Consider the following 17,749-nt stretch of genomic DNA (forward strand, 5'->3'; position numbering starts at 1 on the left):
AGGAAAATCTATGGCTAAAAATACTGCCACTTTTACCGATCTACCCGCTAAAAATGATCTTTTTGGGCTAAATCCGTATATTGAAGGGCTTGCTAAGTTTATCGGTATGTGCTCCACTCCACTGACGATAGCTATTCAAGGCGATTGGGGCTCTGGTAAAACATCTATGATGGAAATGACACGTGAAAAGTTAGATACAAAAATTTATCCAGTTTGGTTTAATACGTGGCAATATTCGCAATTTAACCTAGATAGCGAGCTTACAGTTTCATTTATGCGCGAAATAGTAGAATCCATCGGTGCCAAAGGCGAGGTCAGAAAGGGCTTTGATAAAGCGCTAAATTCCATAGGTTCTATCGCGAGAAACGCCGTAACCCTCGCCGCCGATAGATTTTTAGGCGAAAAAATAGGTGCCGCGGTAGGAAACGCTATGGATTGCTTAAACCAAAGTTCTCCTACTTACGCCGCACTTGAAGTTAAAAATTTACGTGCCGAATTTGAAAAATGCGTAAATTTTGCACTCAAAGCTCGCAACAAAGAGAAGCTAGTAATCTTCGTCGATGATTTGGATAGGCTAAACCCATCACGCGCAGTCGAGCTTTTAGAAGTTCTAAAAAATTATTTAGATTGTGAAAAGTGCGTATTTATCCTAGCGGTCGATTCTAGCGTCATATTCCAAGGTGTGCGCGAAAAATATAGCTCAGATATAACGCCTAAAAAAGCAAAAAGCTTTTTCGATAAAATTATTCAAGTACCGTTTAAAATGCCGATCGATATTTATGATATCAAAAATTACGTAAAAAAGTTGACAAAGTTGCTTTAATTAGTGGTGGAGGAAGTGGACATGAGCCTGCTCATGCTGGCTATGTTGGTTATGGAATGTTAGATGCAGCAGTATGTGGAGAAATAATCCGCGCAGCATGAAAAGACTATTTAACTCTTACAATCTACTTGAGCTCGTAATAAACAGCATAGCCGAAGAGAAATTAAAAGACGATAGCAAATTGATACTCTTTGCTACGCTTTGCATGCAAAATAAATTTGAATATATGTATAAGCTCTTGGTGCAAAATCAAGAGCTTATAAGCGAAGAGTTATTTGAGAAGCTGATAGATTGCAAAAGTGATATATTCGCTTCGGCGAAAGACTTAACAGACGATGAAAAGGCAAATTTTACTGAGTTTTTCAATGAAATTTTATCTCTTTTAGATAGCGATAATAACGGCGTTATAGACGAGAACGAAACAGAGCTTTTAAAAAAGGCTTTAAAGTATTCGTCTATAACCTCAACTGCTACACCTAGCGATACTAAAGGAGGAACAGAGAATCCTAGAGGCGCAAACAAAGCTATTGCCGAAGCGCTTTGCAAACAGCTAAATGAACACTACAGCTGTGAATTCCATCAAACTTACCGCAGAGGCGATACGACAAACTGCTACATAGTAGTTACGCGCGCGCAAAGTGTAGAAGCTTCAAATGGGCGCGGTCGTATAACTCCTAGCTTTCAAATAGCTTTAATACCAATAGAGAGTGGCAAAATAGCATTAAGCTTATACTCTTATGTACTGCAAAATGGAGGGACTCGCCCGGGCAAAGATTACGACTCATGGCAAGAATACATAGGTGGTGAAAATCCACTAGAAAATGCGGGTTTGCAAGCTCCAATCAAAGCCCCGATGGACGAAGGACAATATCTACCAACCCTAGCGTATGAGAGCTTCTATGTCTCCGCAGGCGAAGTAAAGCCTGGTGACATTACACTATTCGACGCCATTTGTAAAGCATTTGACTGCGTAAGAGATAAATTTGAAATCGAAACAAAGCTAGGAAGAAATTTATGAGTAAAGAGATCGCCAATATTCCGTGCCCTTGTGAAGTAGAGGTAGAAAAATATTTGAGAAAATGGGAGACGCTCGGTAATTATGTTTTACAAGAAAAAGCCATCGTGGAAATTTTTGCAGAGCGTCCTACAAATCAAATAATAGAAGATGTGCTTATAAAGGTCTGTTTATTAAACGATTTTTATAGCACAAACATTTTAGACACATTTAGAGTTGCAAAGCATATCCTAAATTTAGACATTGATAAACGACTAAAGGCAGGTGATTTAGGTTTAATAAATGATATTGCAATCGTTACGATGAAAAACGGTAAAAGTAGGAATTTTTATTCATTTGCTAGTAAATACTGCGCACATCATCAAGCAGACGTTTATGCAATCTTTGATTCTTTCGTACAAAAAGATCTTTTATACTTTGCAAAAAAAGATAAATTTTGCGAATTCAAGCGAGATGACCTAAAAAATTATAAGGAATTTAGTCGTATCTTGAGAGAATTCATAAAATTTTATAATCTTAAGCGTTACTCGTTACGCCAAATCGATCAATACTTATGGCTGTTAGGCAAAGAGTATCTATAAATTTAAATGATCTGTAAAATTTTAACCTTAAAGCTCTTAGAGCTTTTGGAATTGGAATTTTCTACTATATATTTCTCAGTGCTTGCTATAATAAACGAAGTATTAAAAAAATATTATAAATTTGATCATCCAACCATAAAGTTAATTTTGAATAACCATAGTCTGTAATTTAAAAAAGCGAAATTTAGAAGATAAATTTAAGCGGGAAGATCCCGCTTAAATTTTATTTGTCGCCGCAGCCGCATTTGCCCTGAGCGGCAAGCTTGCGGCGAACATATGCGATTTTGCTTTGAAGCGGAAGGTGCTTAGGGCAGTGGTCTTCGCAGCCTAGCAGCGTCATACAGCCGAATACTCCGTCATCATCGCCGATTAGCTCGTAAAAATCCTCATCGGTTCGCTTATCCAGCGCATCGATCTGAAAGCGTGCCACGCGGTTGATACCGACGGCGCCGATGTAGTCTTTTCGCATTATCGCTACGCCGCATGCAGCTACGCAGATACCGCACTCGATGCAGCGATCCAGCTCGAAAACCTCCTGCGCAACCTCTGGCTCAACCTTCTCCTCAAGCTTAGAGATGTCGGTTTCGTGATCGGTGTGAATCCAGCTCTCTACGCGTTTGCTCATAGCATTCATCCAGTTGCCCGTATCGACGCTAAGATCTTTTAGCAACTTAAAAAATGGAAGCGGCATAAGCTCGATCACGCCGTCCGGATAGTCCTTAGTAAGCGTGCGGCACGCAAGCTGCGGCTTGCCGTTTACGAGCATACCACAGCTACCGCAGATACCCGCGCGGCAAACGAAGTCGAAGCTTAGCTCGGGATCAAATCTCTCACGAATCACGTTAAGCGCGATAAACAACGTCATTCCGTCGGTCTCTTCGATCTCGTAAGTAGCGAAGTGCGGCTTTGAAATTTTGCTTAGCGGATTATACTTAAATGCCTTTATTGTTATTTTTCTACTCATATCCTATACCTGCTCTTTCGTTAGGTGCTTTATATTTTGGCTGCAATTCATAATGCATCAATGCTTCTTGAATTTCATATCTGCCTTTGCCTTCGGCTTGCATTTTTTCGCGAATTTCATCGACCTCTTTTTGGCGCACGGCGCTGTCTGGATGCTCGATGATATTGCCTTTGGCGCCGTATCCGCGGAACGCAGGCGGCATCTCCATCTTCATAATATCAAGCGGCTCATAGGTCAAGGTAGGCATCGTATCGCCCTCTTTCCAGTTTGCAAGCGTTCGTTTTAGCCAGTTTAGATCGTCGCGTTTCGGATAATCCTCGCGGAAGTGCGCGCCGCGGCTTTCTGTGCGATCAAGCGCGCCCTTGGCGATACAAAGCGCAAGCTTTAGCATCTTCGGTACGCGATAAGCCTCCTCAAGCTCTGGGTTTCCGAAAAGCTCTTTATTGCTTACTTTGACGTCCAAGGACTGCTTGTAAAGCTCCTCAAGCTCTTTTACGGCTTTGGCTAACCCCTCGCCGGTACGGAAGATCGCGCAGTGCTCCCACATCACGTCTTTCATCTTGTTTTTGATCTCGAATACGTTAAATTTACCCTCTTTTTCAAGCAGGCTTTTCATATAGTTTTGCTCTTTATCTACGAATTTTTCGATATCGTGCGTATTGATATCGACGTCGTGTCCTTGGCAATACTCCGCAAAATACTCGCCCACGATCATGCCCGCGACGACGGTTTCGGCGACGGAATTTCCGCCCAAGCGGTTAAAGCCGTGCATATCCCAGCACGCAGCCTCGCCCGCGCTGAAAAGTCCAGCTAGCGTTGGACTCTCGCCCGTAGCTTTTGTTTTGATGCCACCCATCGAGTAATGCTGCATAGGAAGGATCGGAGCCCAGCCTTTACCGCGCTTTCTGCCCTGCTCGTCGGTTATTACCTCGGTGTCGGCAGGATCGATGCCGTTGAAAATCTCGCAAATTTCTTGTACATCGCGTAAATTTTTCTCGATATGTTCGCGTCCGAGGATCGATATGTCAAGCCAAACGTGCTCGCCGTAAGGGCTTTTGACACCCTTGCCTTTTCTTATATGCTCCATTATGCGGCGGCTTACGACGTCGCGGCTAGCAAGTTCTTTTTTCTCAGGCTCATAATCCGGCATAAAGCGGTAGCCGTCCACATCGCGCAAAATTCCGCCGTCGCCGCGGCAACCCTCGGTAAGTAGAATTCCGCTCGGAACGATAGGCGTAGGGTGAAACTGCACCGCTTCCATATTTCCAAGCTGCGCGACGCCCGTCTCAAGCGCGATAGCAGCACCTATACCCTCGCAAACGACGGCGTTTGTGGTGTGTTTATAAACTCTGCCGTAGCCGCCGGTAGCGATCAGTGTGCCTTTCGAGACGTATGCGCTAATTTCGCCGGTAACCAAATCGCGCACGATTGCGCCGTAGCAGCGGTTATTTGCATGAATTAGCGCAATCGCTTCTTTTCTATCATGAATATCGACGTTATGCTTTAGCGCTTCATTCGCAACGGCAAAAAGCATCGTATGTCCCGTAGCATCGGCGGTATAGCAGGTTCGCCATTTTTTCGTACCGCCGAAGTCGCGGCTGTGAATAAGTCCGTGAACCTCATCTTTTTCGGTAATCGTGGTTTTTTGAGCGTTGATAATAGCGCTTCGCTCGCCTCTAGTAATCCTGGTCCAAGGAACGCCCCAGCCCGCAAGCTCGCGGATCGCTTTAGGCGCCGTTTGCGCAAACATCCTAGCGACATCCTGATCACAGCCCCAGTCGCTACCTTTTACGGTATCGGCAAAGTGCACGTCCTCGTTGTCGCCCTCGCTCATTTTGGAATTTCCAAGCGATGCCTGCATGCCGCCTTGAGCTGCCGCAGAGTGTGAGCGCTTAACGGGGATCAGACTCAAAACGATGGTGCTAAGCCCCTTCTCTCCGGTAGCGATCGCAGCTCTTAAGCCCGCCAAACCGCCGCCAATAACTAAAGAATCGCAATATATTACATTCATCCTAAGCTCCCTATTCTAAACTTAACCATTTGAAATCGGCGATTATCGAAAGCAGGAAAAATGCACCCCAAACGATGAAAACCGTCTTTTTGATGAGAGCTCTTTTCCTTTGAATTTCCGCCTTCGTGCCGTCTATGCTGATCCATTTCATATATAATCTATAAATTCCGATGCTAGCGTGAGTTACTACGAAAATCAATAAAACGAAATAAAATAGGTGAAGCTGTCCAAAACGTGCGATAGCAAGATCTGCGGTGATTTTAGGACCGAATACGATCGTTAAAATATGAGCCGCCGCGAAGAAAAATAGGAAAAATCCCGTCCAAAACTGAAACCACCAAAGCGTCGTGTCGCAATGCTTCATTCGCATTTTGTGCGCTTTAAACGCCCTGTAAGCGGCGTAGTTAGCCGGAAATTTTCTCATCGCCAAAAACGCGTGAACTACGAAAATCACGAAAATCACGAAAGCGACGATGTTTGTAACGAAATAAATTCCGCCTGGTTCGGCGAAATGTACGACGCCCTCAAACGCGCCCTTACCGATCAGAATCGTGCCGGTAAATATCATATGACACAGCATAAAACAGGCCAAAATCAGCCCGCTGATGCTTTGCGCCACGTCTTGCAAAGCCATAATGCGGCTTTTTTTGCCGTCTATGGATCTGCCCGTAAAGCCTTCAATGCGACCTAGCATAGGTTCTCCTTAAAAAAGATGATTATAAATCCCCGCTAAACGAAAATTTACATTTTTGTAAAGAGATTATATTACTTTTTAACTTTAGATTAATTTAATTTCTGCAAATTAGTTTTTTCTTCAAAGACTGCTTTAAGAAAACTGCTATCAAAAACATCACCAAAGATAAAATTTGCCCCATCGATAAATTTAAAAATACAAAGCCAAGCCCATCGTCCGGCTGCCTAAAAAATTCTACAAAAAATCTAAACGCCGTATATAGCATCGCGTACAAACATATCAGCTCGCCGTTAAATTTCTTAAATTTACGGTAGAAAAATAAAATCACGAAAATTACCAGTCCTTCCAAAACCGCTTCGTAAAGCTGGCTTGGGTGACGCAACGTGCCGCCCACCAAAATCCCCCACGGCTCGCTCGTCTCGCGCCCGAAAAGCTCCTGATTTAAAAAATTTCCCACGCGTCCGAAAAAATACCCAAGCGGCACGCTAAGCGCCACGAGATCGAGCAGCGCCCACATATCGGTTTTAAATTTTTTGCAAAACCAAACCGTCGCGATCACGAATCCGACGACCGCGCCGTGATAGCTCATACCGCGAATGCCCACGAACTCGCCGTTATGAAAGGGGTTGAAAATTTGCCACGGATGGCTGAAATACCACGCCGCCTCGCCCGAATAAATCGCGATATATCCCAGCCGCGCGCCCAAAATGACGCCCACTTCAACCCAGATAAAGTAGCGATCAAGCATCTTATCACTAAAGCCAAGGCCGTCTTTTTTTACAAAATACTTTGCCATAAATAGCGCCGTAAGTAGCGCCAAAACATACATAATGCCGTACCAGTGCACGTTTATACCAAACGCGCTGAATGCCACGGGATCAAAGTGGGCGTAAATTTCGTTCCAGTAATTCAAATTTTTCCTTTAAAATTTCATCTCAAATTTCGCGGACTACGAAATTTTAAAATTTTGTAAAATTCCATGCCGCTAAAATTCCGGGCAGGCAAAATTCTAAAATTCCATAGAATTCTGCGCCGCCAAAATCGTTTAGAATTTTAAAATTTCGCACCGCAAAGCTTCAAAATTCCGCTTCTTTAAACCCTAAGCCCCAGCGTCTCTTTCACCACGCGGCAAAAATCCGCCAAAAACCACCCGAGCGCCTTGTAGTAGCTGCTTTTAGCGTTTATCTGCACGTGCGTAGCAAGCGCGGAAAAGCTAGGAATAATAAATTGCGCCAGATATAGCGTCAAAATTTTATGCGATTTCGCGTCTGTGTTTTGCTTAAAGATCATGGCAAGAAGTGCTAGCATATTGGCCGCGTGAGCGCTTTTAAGCTCTGCAAAAGGCTTTTTGAAGCGGCATTTTTCATAAAACAGCTCCACTTCGCTTTCGCTTATGAGCTTGAAAAAATCCATCTCAAACGCCCCTTTTAGCGCCTCAAAATCGCGCTCTAGCGCCTCGTAAGGCTCGCCTTGTACCTTTTGCCAAAGCTCGTGGCCGTTTTTGTTCTCGATATTTTTATTTACGATGATCCAGTTTTTGCCCAAGCCGCGCAACTTCTGCTCATCTATCACGCCCCTGAAATTCGTCGCGAAGATTATGCAGATCACCGAGTATAGCTCGCCTAATTTCATCTTTTTCCTTTAAATTTAATCAAATTTCGCTCGCTTTTTTTAGCTTTTCGATGCCGAATTTTTCCCAAATCCTGCTTAAAGATCGATCCAAGCTCTGCTGCTTTTTATCGATCTCGCCAAAAAGTAGCGAGCCGCCTGATCTGCCGCCGAAATTTGAAAGATTTAGCGCTACGTGGATTATCTGTGCGCTTTTTTTCACGTCGCAGAGCCTAAACAGTTCAAGCGCGGTCTCGCTCAGCAAGCTTAGGCTAAACGCCCTATCCTGGCTGATCTGATGCGAAAACTCCTCGCGCGATTTGTAGCGGATCTTTAGATCATACGTCGCGGGCTTTAGGCCCCTTGCGAGCACTTCGCCTGCCAAATGGCGCGCCAAAATTAAAATTTTACGCCGCAGCTCGTCCCGATCGGCGCACGGCGCGAAGCTGCGCCCAAAGCCGATGCTTTTGCGCTCGCGCTTTGAGACGACCTCGCCCTCATCCTCGCCACTAAGGGCTGCAAAAATTTTCCTGCCGTTTGCGCCCATCTTTTCAAAAATTTCTCTGTGTCCTAGCGCGTCGCCGAAGCTTACGATGCCGTATTTGCCGAGCGTTTTTTGCGCCGCCTTGCCGATGCCCGGGAATTTCGCTACCGGCACGGCGGATAGCTCGCGCGCGATTTGCGATTTTAAAATTTGCCGCACGCCGAAGGGCTTGGCAAGGCTGGTGGCGAGCTTTGCGATAAGTTTTGCTTCGCTAAGACCGACGCTGCACGGAAGGCTAAAACGGCGCATAATCTCGCTTTGTAAAAACGCAGCAAAGCCCAGCGCGTCCGCGTCGTATGCCGTGCCACGTAAATTTAGAAAAAACTCGTCGATGCTAAATTTTTCGATCTCGGGCGTAAAGCTTAGTAAAAACTCATAAATTTCGCGTGAAATTTTTCGGTATTCGCCATGTCTGGCGCGCACCAAAATGAGCTGTGGGCACAGAGCAAGCGCCTGTTTTACGGGCTGAGCCGAGTGCACGCCGTCGGCTCTGGCCTCGTAGCTCGCGCTTAAAATCACGCTGCCAAGCTCGCTCTTGCCCCCGAAAATCTCCTCGTCGCCGCCTCCGACGACCGCGATCTTTTTGCCCGCAAGCGCGGGGTCCGCAAGCCTCGCTACAGAGACGAAGAAGCTGTCCAAATCGATATGAGCTATCAAACTATGTCGATCCCGAATCCGCTAAGCCCCGCGTAGTCTTTCGGCTCGCTCTTGCTTAAAATTTTGATTTTTCTCACGCCCAGATGCGCCAAAATTTGCGCTCCGATGCCAAAGCTCTTAAAATCAGTGCGATTTTGCGCGGATTTTAGCATCAAAAGCACGCCGCCCTCTTTGCGCAAAACGTTCAGATCGCGCATGAAATCGTTAAATTTCATATCGCTTAAAAATTCCAGATCGCTTGAAATTTTATGAAATTTCACGTTCGTCTGCGCGCTCTTTCCCAGCTCGCCGAAAATATAGGCGCGGTGCTCGTTGCCCTCGTGATCGCTCACGTCGTAGAATTTCGCCGCTTCGCCGCACAGCAGAGCGCTTTTTGGCTCGCTAAATTTAACGAGAGTTTCGTGTTTTAGGCGGTACTGCACGATCTGCGCGACCGAGATCATATTGATGCCGTGCTGCGCGCAGAATTTTTCCAGATCGTCCCTGCGCGCCATATCGCCGTCGTCTTTGACGATCTCGCAGATCACGGCGCTTTGCGAAAGCCCCGCCAAGCGGCATAGATCCGTAGAGCCCTCGGTGTGCCCCGTGCGGGCGAGCACGCCGCCGCTTTTGGCGATAAGCGGGAAGATATGCCCCGGGCGGACGAAATCATCCGCGCGAGCGCCCACGCGCGACATCAGCTCGATCGTCATATTGCGCTCATACGCGCTTACGCCCGTCTTGGCGTCCTTCGCGTCGATCGTGACGGTAAATGCGGTCTCGTGATTCGAGGTGTTTTTATCGACCATCAAATTTAGATCTAGCTGCTGCGCAATCTGCGGGCTAAGCGCCACGCACAGCACTCCGCGAGCGTGCGTGATCGCAAAATTTACCTTCTGTGCGCTGCTAAAGGTGCTCGCAAACACCAAATCGCCCTCGTTCTCGCGATCGACGTCATCGACCATAACGAGCATTTTGCCGTTTTTCAGATCCTCGATCGCTTGCTCTACGCTAACCATTATCTCTCCTTTAAATTTACGATATTATCTTGCCGTTTTTATCAACGATTATTTCGCGACCGTCTAAAATAATCTTGATATAGTCGTCGCTTAAAACTTTCACAAATTCTACTTCGTCATAAAACACCGGCTTTACAATTTCATTATCCTCATCATCTAGCAGCCCCCATTTGCCCTCTTTTTTGACTTTAACATATCCTTCGTAATATTTGATTTCGTCATAATATCCGCACAAGGTATTGTCGAAATCCCAAACAAGCTCGTATATACAAGACACTACCTCTGTGCCCGTTTTATCGATAAAGCCCCATTTGCCGTCCTTTTCAATCTTTGCTAAGCCTTCGCAAAAACTCCCGGTCCGATCATATATGCAAGGAATAACTTCTTTTCCCGTTTCATCGATATATCCCCAATAATCGTTCTTTTTAACGTCCGCCAAGCCTTCGCGAAAAACGCCAACATCATCATATATACAAGGAACGATCTCTTTGCCGGTTTTATCGATAAAGCCCCAATAGCCGCTTTTTTGAACTTCCGCCAGTCCTTCCTCAAAATTATAAGCATCATCATATATACAAGAAATCACCTCTTTACCCGTTTTATCGATAAAGCCGAATTTATCGTTCTTATTAACCCGCACCAAGCCCTCGCAAAACTCCTCGGCCCGATCATATATGCAGGGAATAACTTCTTTGCCCGTTTTATCGACGAAGCCGAATTTATCGTTCTTTCTAACGCATGCTAGGCCTTCGCTAAAATACGAAACGTCATCATAGACGCAAGAAGCTATCTCCTTTCCCGTTTTATCGATAAAACCCCATTTATCGTTCTTTTTAACCCATGCCGATACCATCTCGATCTTCCGAATTTAAATTTTAATCTCCGCGTAAGCCGCCTTTAGCTTCTCAAAAAGCGGGGCGAACGAAACGCCGTTTACGCGGACGTTTGCGATCGTCGTGATGAAATTCGTATCGCGCTGCCACCGCGGCACGAGATGATAGTGCACGTGCTCGGCTATGCCCGCACCCGCGGCGGCGCCGAGATTCATACCGATATTTACGCCGTTTGCACCCAGAGTGCGCTTTAAGATCCCCACTCCGGCGCGCACGTAGCGGCTCATCTCCGCCCACGCGTCGTCGCTAAGACACTCGATATTATCGACGTGCTCGTAGGGTATGACCATAAACGCGCCCGGGCTATAGGGGTAGAGGTTCATCACCCCGAAGCAGTGCTGCGCGCGGAAAAGCACGCCGTTGCGATCGTCAAACGCCGCATCCGCCGCCGCGTCGCAGAAGGGACAGCCGCTTCTTTTTTCGGTAAAATACTCGCTTCGCCAAGGGGCGCAAAGATAATCCATCTCTTTTCCTTTCCGAAATTCCAAAATTCTATGGAATTTTAAAATTTGCGTTTAGCAAAATTCTATGAAATTTGGAATTTAAAACTTCTAAATTTCATAAAATTTTAAATTTACGCGGTCTGCGCTTGCTCGCACGATGCGGAGCTATGCACGTGGCAGGGCGCGACATGCTTTGCAATCGCGGAGCACTTCGGCGCAATACGCACTCTGCGGATCGAAGCCCGCGGCGGGCGCGTATTTGGTGGACACTCATCTCGCGGCAAACATAGCGTCTAATCCGCTCCGCAGCCGTTCGCACAGCGTGCGATAACAAGCTCGCGACGCCAAGGCGTAGCACATACGCTTACGCGGCATGCGATTTAAATTTACGCGGTCGTTTGCGCGGCGCATTATAACAAAACTTTGACGCACTCACAGGCACGATACGCGGTGCCAAACCTGCGCCGCAATCACCATCGCAACACGTGGTAAAATTTAACGCGGCGCGGTCACGCGTAACTGCGGCTCAGTTAAAGCCCAATCGCGATGTATTGCAGCCTACGGGCGGCTTAGATCGCGAGCTGCGATTAAATTTACGGCGCCGTATATAATCGCCAATACTAGGCTTGCGTAAGCGTACGACATGTAGGGCATTGCGGCAAACTCGCAATCCTAAGCAGTCAAATTCCGCAAGCGCAAACCCGCCTGCGCGAAGCTATGCGAAGCGTAAATTTAAACCTCGCTCCGCAGCTGTTCGCGCCATGTGCAATAACAAACTCACGATGCAAAGCGTAGCGTGAATTCTCGCGCGATGTGCGATATTAAATTGCGGCGCGGCGCTAAATTTAAAGAGCCGTTAAATTTTAAAGTCCGCAGAATTTTAAAATTTACTGCTTTAAAATTTCACTCCGTTCGCTAAATTTAACCGCTCGCTTCGGGTTTAAGCTTGCGCTATTAAACGAGCCGAATTTAAATTTTGCCGCTCGCGCCGAGCTTTATCTCGCGCAGCGCAGCGCCGACGTCATTTTGGCGCATAAAATGCTCGCCGATCAAAAACGCATCGACGCCCGCCTCGTGCAAGCTTAAAAGCTGCTCGTGCGAGTGCAGACCGCTTTCGGCGACGATGATCTTGCCGTTTGGAATCAGCGGGATTAGCCGCTCGCTCAGGCTCGTATCGACCTCGAAAGTCTCTAAATTTCGATGGTTGATGCCGATAATATCAGCGCCTGCAAAGACCACTTTTTTCAGATCGTCCTTATCGTGGATCTCGCACAGCGCCTCAAGCCCCAGCCTGCGGGCAAACTCAAGCAGTTCTCTCAGCTCCTTGCCTTCCAGAGCTTTGGCGATCAGCAGGATAAAATCCGCGCCATAAACCAGCGCTTCGAGAACCTGATAGCGATCTATGATGAAATCCTTGCGCAAGATGGGCGTGCGAGTGTAGCGGCGGATCTGCGGGATAAACTCCAAATCGCCTTTGAAATAATGCGGCTCGGTTAGCACCGAAAAGGCGCTCGCACCTGCATTTTCGTACTCCACGGCAAGGCTTAGCGGCTCAAAATCCTCGCGGATGATCCCCTTGCTCGGGCTTGCCTTTTTGATTTCGGCAATGATGCGAAGCGGATCCTTCTCATCGCTTCTAAGCGCGCTTATGACGTCGCGCGGCTCGTAGGGATTGGCGCTTAGCGAGCGGCCAAGCAGATCCTCGGGCAGTCTTTCTTTACGAAGCGCCAGATCCTCGCGAGTGCGTTTTAAAATTTCATCCAAAATCATCGCTACTGCTTTGGTGTCTGGATTTTAGAGCCGGTGGGCTCTTTCGACGTAGAATTTTGCTCTGGCATAAAATCCTGCCTCGATACAGAATTTTGTCTTGACGAGGCAGAATTCTGCGCGGCGGAATTTATAGGCGTCGCAAAATTTTCAGAAGCCGCGGAATTTGGTGTCTGGTTTTGAATCGCGGAATTTGCAGACCCAGCAGAATTTTGCGAAGCGGAGTCTTTTGGCGCCAAATTCTGCGTTGTGGTGGGACTTGGACGCGCGGAATCTAACGCAGAGCTTTCGGGCGCCGTAGATTTTATGGAATTAGGCGAAGGAGTTTTTATTGCCGGGCTTTGCGGCGCCTGATCTTTCGGCGCGGAGCCTTTTATCGTAGCGGGGTTTTGCGATATAGAATTCTGCGGCGCTACGCCTGTGCCAGCGGCGCACGCATCGATCGCCTCCAAATGCTCTTTGCCTTCGGGAGAATTAAAAAATTCTGCGTCTTTGATCTTAGCCATTTCATTTTTAGCCTTGTCGCACTCGCCAAGCTTGTAGTATCCCCAAGCAAGCGAGTCCAGATAATACGGTGAGTCGGGGTCTTTTTGTAGAGCGCGGCGGACGAGCTCGATGCCCTTGCGAACGTCCAAATCGTGATCTATTAAGATGTAGCCGTAGTAGTTTAGGTGCACGGGGTCTTTAAGCTGCGGCGCGATATTTTCAAATTTTGCCACTACGCTAGACAGGGTTTTAGCGTCCACGCTTTTGCCCGCACTTTCATATTCGTAGATCGCCTCGATCGCCAGAAAGTCGTAATTTTTGGTCTTCATAAACTCATCGCGTGCCATTTTAATCGCGGTTTTATAGTCTTTTTTATGCGCGTAGGCATCGATTAGAAGCTCGCGCTTGTAGTCGTATTTTTTCAAAAGCTCGATTATTTTATCAAAGTTGTTTGAGTAGTAATAAATCGCTATCATATCGTCTAAGAATTTATTATCTCCTTTGGCTTCATACAGCGCTTCATCGATCTTAGCGACATCCAAATAGCGCTTATTCGCGCGATACACATCGGCTAGCAGCTCGCACGCCATACCCTGGGCACAGCCGTAGATGCGCCTATGCGTCTCTATGATGCGGATCGCTCCGTCCGAATCATCGAGTTTATTTAGCAGCACGTCGCATAATCTGATGAGATTTTCGTCGGTTTTGTCTAGCTCATAGGCTTTTTCGAAGTAGGTTTTGGCTAAAGTAAAATTCTCCATCGCATAATATGTCGCCGCTAAGATCGCGTAACTACGCGAAACTGGATCTACGGTGACTAGCTTAAGAGCAGCAGTATTGGCATTTAGATTATCTTTAATGCCTAAGTAGTAGCCGATTTTTACTCGCAGATACTCAGAGTCTGAGCTTAGACTTTTTTCGCCGAGCTTTAAATAGCGCGCCGTATTTTTACGATCTTTGATCGCAAAAGCAGTCTTTAGCGCTTCTAGCAGATAAACGGACGAGCCTGTTTTATTGTATGCCTTTTCGTATAAAAACATCGATGCGACGGGATCTTTATGCAGTAGCTCCAAAGCTGTAAGCAAATCGAAATTTAGCTCGGCGTCTTCTTGCGCTCGCATCGCGTGGTTTAGCTTTTCTTTGGTTATACTTGTAGCGCTTACGCCGCGATTTATCAAGCTCTTTTTAATTGCATCTTTTGCACTGTTTTTTGTGCCAATGCTGGAATTCCGATCAGACGCCTTTTTATCCGTAACGGACTGCTTCGCTACTGCAGCATTCGTCCTACCCTCCGCACTTAGATACTGTGGCGCTAAAATCATCGCCGCGATTAAAATTCCGCCAAAAACCTTACCCCGATACATTCTTCCTCCAATTCTTTAGTATGCGTTTTAAAATATTCCCAAAATGGAAAGCTACGACACTGCTTCGGGCGCAGCTCGTAAATCCCGCAGTTGCGCTGCGCCTCGTCAAAAAATACGCACGCCAAACCGCCTTCAAAGGGCTTTTCTTTTACGCTAAATTTAGCGCCTATTTTTTGTAAATAAATTTCTTTAAGCCTTGCGGGCGAAATTTTAAATTTTACCGCCAACGCCGCAATCTCGCTCTCATCTATCCAGATATAGCCGCTCTCTCCCGTGCAGCACTTACCGCCGCAGCGCTCACACGCGCTTGCATCAAAGCTAAAGCCAAACTCACTCATAATCCACGCTCGTAAGATCCGCGCTTTTGTAGATCGCTTGGGCTTGCTCGGTGCGCCTTCCGTGCGCGCTAGCGTAGATCGGAAGGACGATCTCACAGGGCGAGCGCGAGTTCTTACGAGCCTGCAAAAGCGCGAGCTTAGCGGGCTTTGAAATGTCGGGATAGATAAAACCAAGCCTCGTCAAATTTAGCCTAAACTCGCCCAAAAGCTCGCAAATTTTAGCTAGCTTGCCCGCCTCGTAGCAAAAAATAAGCGTGCCACCAGGCTTAAGATGAGCATTCGCAGATCGCACAAAATCCCGTAAGCTAAGGCTTGCTGCGCTCTTACTAAGCGCCATATGAGGCTCTTTGCTAAGCGAAATGCGCTCTCGATAAAAAGGCGGATTTGAGACGATAAAGTCAAAACGCTTTTTGCTTTTAAACTCCGCGAAATCCGCGTGCAAAATCTCGGCAGGCAGATCGTTTTGCAAAGAATTTAGCCTTAAGATTTCTAAATTTCGCTCTTGAATTTCTAGCAAGCTTAAATTAATGCTCTCAAAATCGCGCTTTAGTAAAAGTCCTAAAATTCCACATCCTGCGCCCACATCCAGCACGTCGCCATATATCGCTCGCGGATTTAGCGCGCCTTTTAGGCTACGCTCATTGCAAGCGGCAAACCCGCCGTCACGCAAGCACTCCGCAGCAAAATCCTCGCGTGCTTTGGCGCCTTTAAATTTGCTCGCGAAATCTTTATCGTGCGTCTTTTGAGATTCTAAAGACTGCGCGATTTGCTCGTCACAAATTTTAAAATTTTCACCGCTTGCGATATCAGGCTTTAAAGCATGATGGGCTTCGTAGCTTTGAAAATAGGAATTTTTATAGCGCTCGCTTTGAAATTTCTCCTGAAATTCCGCTTGAAATTCCATTTTAAATTCCGCTTGAAGTTCAGCGCAGCCCTTACCTCCAAAATCGCGATCGTTCTCCGTGCTATGGTCAGCGGCATACAACTCTTCTTTGCTAAAAGCACAATCCTCGGTGCAAAATTCCACTTCGTCGCCTGCGAAATCCGCAGCGTAAAATTTTGCATTAAAGCCTCCATCTGTCGCGTCTTTAAATTCCGCGCCACAGCCCAGCGCCCAAGAGCCATTTTGCGATGCTACGTCAGTTTTACGCACGCCTGAGCTTCTTATAAAATTCCACAAAAAAATCGTATCGCTCGTGTAGCGATAACCCTTTTTTGGCTGATAAAGCCTCATCTGCGGATATTTTTGATGATGGTATGGGCGTGATTTATCGCTACTACGATCGATCCGCCGCTTCTGCTGATGAGATCTCCGCCGACGTAAAGCCCGCTAGTGGCGGTCTGGAGATTTTCATCCACGATCGGCACGCCGTTTTCATCGTAAGCGATGCCGCATTTTTTAAGAAAATCGATCGGGCTCGTGCCGCCGATCGCGTATATCACACGGTCAAATACTAGCTCGGTGCCATCATCAAATTTTACCAGCACCTTGCCGTTTTCATTCTCAAGAGCCTCTATATCGATACCTAAGCGCAAGATGATGTTGCCGTATTTGGTCTCGCGCATTACGTCGCTTTCGTTCGTCTCGTTTAGGCGGGTAAATTTAGCCTTGCGATAGCAAAGCGTCACGACATTGGTTTTACATAGCGCTATAGCGTATTCTGCGGCTGAGTTACCGCCTCCAACGACTAGAATTTTTTCATTGATCGTGCATTTATCGAGATTGAAATTTACGCGTTGCGTGATCGAAGGCGGAATTTTATAAGCGGGCTTATTGGGCTTGCCCATCCTGCCAATTGCGACGATGACGTTGCGCGCGCGGTATCCAGCCGAGCTAGTCGTGATATAAAACTCATCTGCGTGCTTTTCGATCTTTTCGACCTCACTTTTGAAATTCGTATCGATTTCGTCGCTATCTAAGAGCTCGTCAAAATAATTTAGCACGCTCTCTTTCGTGCCGGTTTCAAACGAAATAGAGCCGCGCGTCTCGCTGTCAAAACCTTTATATTCTTTATCGACGCGCTTTTTATCTTTGTAAAACTGCCTAATCGTTTGAGAGTGGTTGTCGCCTTTTTCAAGCAGAAGTACGTGCGCAAGCCCGTTTCTTTTGGCTTCTACTACGGAAGCGATGCCGCAAGGACCGCCGCCGATCACCGCCAAGTCGTAAACGTCTATCATAAATTTCCTTTAATCTTTTAAATTTCATACGAAATTATAGTAAAAATTCCATTAAAATCAGTGGAATTTCCTAGCAATTTCGCAGCTTAAATTTAAAATTTTAACGCTTTAAGATGCTCGCTTGGCTAAATTTGAAAAGACATAATTTTCTCCGTTTAAATTTTAAATTTCACGGCGCCAATCCGTTTATAAAAGCTCATGCGGCAAAAGCGGCGAATTTAAAATTTTACTTCGTCAAGATGGAATTTTGCGAGCTAAGATAAAGCGGTAAGAGCGGTAAAATTTTAAAATTTCACCGCCCAGGCAGGGGTTTTTAGTAGAAGCTTTAAGGCTAGTTAAAATTTAGCGTATACTTTATGCTAAAGTTAAATTCCATATCTTTCTC

Annotated in this window: 18 protein-coding genes; 4 read left to right on the forward strand and 14 right to left on the reverse strand. The window is 46.4% G+C overall.

Annotation, left to right across the window (positions count from 1 at the left end):
• The first annotated feature begins 10 nt into the window (after window positions 1–10).
• Genes Q0605_RS04555 through Q0605_RS04565 form a run of 4 tightly spaced genes read left to right on the forward strand, consistent with a single transcriptional unit; the run spans window position 11 to window position 2,419 of the window.
• Window positions 11–823 (forward strand): P-loop NTPase fold protein, encoded by an 813-nt coding sequence (locus Q0605_RS04555; protein WP_298704633.1) that lies wholly within the window; start codon window positions 11–13, stop codon window positions 821–823.
• Window positions 823–924, forward strand: a complete 102-nt coding sequence (locus tag Q0605_RS11410) for a dihydroxyacetone kinase subunit DhaK (protein ID WP_363317210.1) — start codon at window positions 823–825, stop codon at window positions 922–924. The genes Q0605_RS04555 and Q0605_RS11410 overlap by 1 nt, the downstream gene beginning before the upstream one ends.
• On the forward strand, window positions 921–1,841 hold the full coding sequence (locus Q0605_RS04560) for a hypothetical protein (protein WP_298704636.1): 921 nt from the start codon (window positions 921–923) through the stop codon (window positions 1,839–1,841). Before Q0605_RS11410 ends, Q0605_RS04560 begins: the two co-directional genes overlap by 4 nt.
• Complete coding sequence (locus Q0605_RS04565) at window positions 1,838–2,419, forward strand: hypothetical protein (protein WP_298704639.1); 582 nt, start codon at window positions 1,838–1,840, stop codon at window positions 2,417–2,419. Before Q0605_RS04560 ends, Q0605_RS04565 begins: the two co-directional genes overlap by 4 nt.
• 223 nt (window positions 2,420–2,642) lie before the next feature.
• Here Q0605_RS04565 and Q0605_RS04570 read toward each other — a convergent pair whose 3' ends face one another.
• The 14 genes from Q0605_RS04570 to Q0605_RS04635 all read right to left on the reverse strand — a co-directional run bounded on the left by Q0605_RS04570 (window position 2,643) and on the right by Q0605_RS04635 (window position 17,364).
• Window positions 2,643–3,383 (reverse strand): fumarate reductase iron-sulfur subunit, encoded by a 741-nt coding sequence (locus tag Q0605_RS04570; protein ID WP_298704642.1) that lies wholly within the window; start codon window positions 3,381–3,383, stop codon window positions 2,643–2,645.
• The gene (locus tag Q0605_RS04575; RefSeq protein WP_298704645.1) at window positions 3,376–5,394 is read right to left on the reverse strand and encodes a fumarate reductase flavoprotein subunit; all 2,019 of its coding nucleotides are present in this window, start codon (window positions 5,392–5,394) and stop codon (window positions 3,376–3,378) included. Before Q0605_RS04575 ends, Q0605_RS04570 begins: the two co-directional genes overlap by 8 nt.
• A 10-nt stretch (window positions 5,395–5,404) precedes the next feature.
• Window positions 5,405–6,088, reverse strand: a complete 684-nt coding sequence (locus tag Q0605_RS04580) for a fumarate reductase cytochrome b subunit (protein ID WP_298704648.1) — start codon at window positions 6,086–6,088, stop codon at window positions 5,405–5,407.
• Window positions 6,089–6,182: 94 nt separating this feature from the next.
• Window positions 6,183–7,001, reverse strand: coding sequence for a prolipoprotein diacylglyceryl transferase (gene lgt / locus Q0605_RS04585; RefSeq protein ID WP_298704651.1), 819 nt, complete (start codon window positions 6,999–7,001; stop codon window positions 6,183–6,185).
• Window positions 7,002–7,180: 179 nt separating this feature from the next.
• Complete coding sequence (locus tag Q0605_RS04590) at window positions 7,181–7,720, reverse strand: hypothetical protein (protein ID WP_298704653.1); 540 nt, start codon at window positions 7,718–7,720, stop codon at window positions 7,181–7,183.
• A gap of 19 nt (window positions 7,721–7,739) precedes the next feature.
• Window positions 7,740–8,897, reverse strand: a complete 1,158-nt coding sequence (locus tag Q0605_RS04595) for a DNA polymerase IV (RefSeq protein ID WP_298704656.1) — start codon at window positions 8,895–8,897, stop codon at window positions 7,740–7,742.
• Complete coding sequence (locus tag Q0605_RS04600; protein WP_298704659.1) at window positions 8,894–9,895, reverse strand: bifunctional 3,4-dihydroxy-2-butanone 4-phosphate synthase/GTP cyclohydrolase II; 1,002 nt, start codon at window positions 9,893–9,895, stop codon at window positions 8,894–8,896. Before Q0605_RS04600 ends, Q0605_RS04595 begins: the two co-directional genes overlap by 4 nt.
• A gap of 16 nt (window positions 9,896–9,911) precedes the next feature.
• Window positions 9,912–10,748 (reverse strand): WG repeat-containing protein, encoded by an 837-nt coding sequence (locus Q0605_RS04605; protein WP_298704661.1) that lies wholly within the window; start codon window positions 10,746–10,748, stop codon window positions 9,912–9,914.
• A gap of 15 nt (window positions 10,749–10,763) precedes the next feature.
• On the reverse strand, window positions 10,764–11,252 hold the full coding sequence (locus Q0605_RS04610) for an HIT domain-containing protein (protein ID WP_297917433.1): 489 nt from the start codon (window positions 11,250–11,252) through the stop codon (window positions 10,764–10,766).
• A gap of 948 nt (window positions 11,253–12,200) precedes the next feature.
• The gene (gene trpC, locus Q0605_RS04615) at window positions 12,201–13,001 is read right to left on the reverse strand and encodes an indole-3-glycerol phosphate synthase TrpC (RefSeq protein ID WP_298704664.1); all 801 of its coding nucleotides are present in this window, start codon (window positions 12,999–13,001) and stop codon (window positions 12,201–12,203) included.
• Window positions 13,002–13,003: 2 nt separating this feature from the next.
• Window positions 13,004–14,848 carry a hypothetical protein gene (locus Q0605_RS04620; RefSeq protein WP_298704667.1) on the reverse strand — a complete coding sequence of 615 codons (1,845 nt, stop codon included), beginning with the start codon at window positions 14,846–14,848 and terminating at the stop codon, window positions 13,004–13,006.
• Entirely contained in the window at window positions 14,815–15,186 is a 372-nt protein-coding gene (locus Q0605_RS04625; RefSeq protein WP_298704670.1) for a YkgJ family cysteine cluster protein, read from the reverse strand. The genes Q0605_RS04620 and Q0605_RS04625 overlap by 34 nt, the downstream gene beginning before the upstream one ends.
• Window positions 15,179–16,420: a methyltransferase gene (locus Q0605_RS04630; RefSeq protein ID WP_298704673.1), complete on the reverse strand. Its 1,242-nt coding sequence runs from the start codon at window positions 16,418–16,420 to the stop codon at window positions 15,179–15,181. The genes Q0605_RS04625 and Q0605_RS04630 overlap by 8 nt, the downstream gene beginning before the upstream one ends.
• Entirely contained in the window at window positions 16,417–17,364 is a 948-nt protein-coding gene (locus Q0605_RS04635) for an NAD(P)-binding domain-containing protein (RefSeq protein WP_297881223.1), read from the reverse strand. The genes Q0605_RS04630 and Q0605_RS04635 overlap by 4 nt, the downstream gene beginning before the upstream one ends.
• Between the last annotated feature and the right edge of the window lie 385 nt (window positions 17,365–17,749).

The sequence above is a fragment of the uncultured Campylobacter sp. genome (assembly GCF_938017705.1).
Classification (GTDB): Bacteria; Campylobacterota; Campylobacteria; order Campylobacterales; family Campylobacteraceae; genus Campylobacter_B.

Coding starts and splice junctions, on each gene's coding strand:
- trpC (WP_298704664.1), bottom strand. CDS start 13,001: ATGATTTTGGATGAAATTTTAAAACGCACTCGCGAGGATCTGGCGCTT.
- Q0605_RS04635 (WP_297881223.1), bottom strand. CDS start 17,364: ATGATAGACGTTTACGACTTGGCGGTGATCGGCGGCGGTCCTTGCGGC.
- Q0605_RS04610 (WP_297917433.1), bottom strand. CDS start 11,252: ATGGATTATCTTTGCGCCCCTTGGCGAAGCGAGTATTTTACCGAAAAA.
- Q0605_RS04580 (WP_298704648.1), bottom strand. CDS start 6,088: ATGCTAGGTCGCATTGAAGGCTTTACGGGCAGATCCATAGACGGCAAA.
- Q0605_RS04565 (WP_298704639.1), top strand. CDS start 1,838: ATGAGTAAAGAGATCGCCAATATTCCGTGCCCTTGTGAAGTAGAGGTA.
- Q0605_RS04560 (WP_298704636.1), top strand. CDS start 921: ATGAAAAGACTATTTAACTCTTACAATCTACTTGAGCTCGTAATAAAC.
- Q0605_RS04605 (WP_298704661.1), bottom strand. CDS start 10,748: ATGGTATCGGCATGGGTTAAAAAGAACGATAAATGGGGTTTTATCGAT.
- Q0605_RS04570 (WP_298704642.1), bottom strand. CDS start 3,383: ATGAGTAGAAAAATAACAATAAAGGCATTTAAGTATAATCCGCTAAGC.
- Q0605_RS04575 (WP_298704645.1), bottom strand. CDS start 5,394: ATGAATGTAATATATTGCGATTCTTTAGTTATTGGCGGCGGTTTGGCG.
- Q0605_RS04590 (WP_298704653.1), bottom strand. CDS start 7,720: ATGAAATTAGGCGAGCTATACTCGGTGATCTGCATAATCTTCGCGACG.
- Q0605_RS04600 (WP_298704659.1), bottom strand. CDS start 9,895: ATGGTTAGCGTAGAGCAAGCGATCGAGGATCTGAAAAACGGCAAAATG.
- Q0605_RS04620 (WP_298704667.1), bottom strand. CDS start 14,848: ATGTATCGGGGTAAGGTTTTTGGCGGAATTTTAATCGCGGCGATGATT.
- Q0605_RS04630 (WP_298704673.1), bottom strand. CDS start 16,420: ATGAGGCTTTATCAGCCAAAAAAGGGTTATCGCTACACGAGCGATACG.
- Q0605_RS04555 (WP_298704633.1), top strand. CDS start 11: ATGGCTAAAAATACTGCCACTTTTACCGATCTACCCGCTAAAAATGAT.
- Q0605_RS04625 (WP_298704670.1), bottom strand. CDS start 15,186: ATGAGTGAGTTTGGCTTTAGCTTTGATGCAAGCGCGTGTGAGCGCTGC.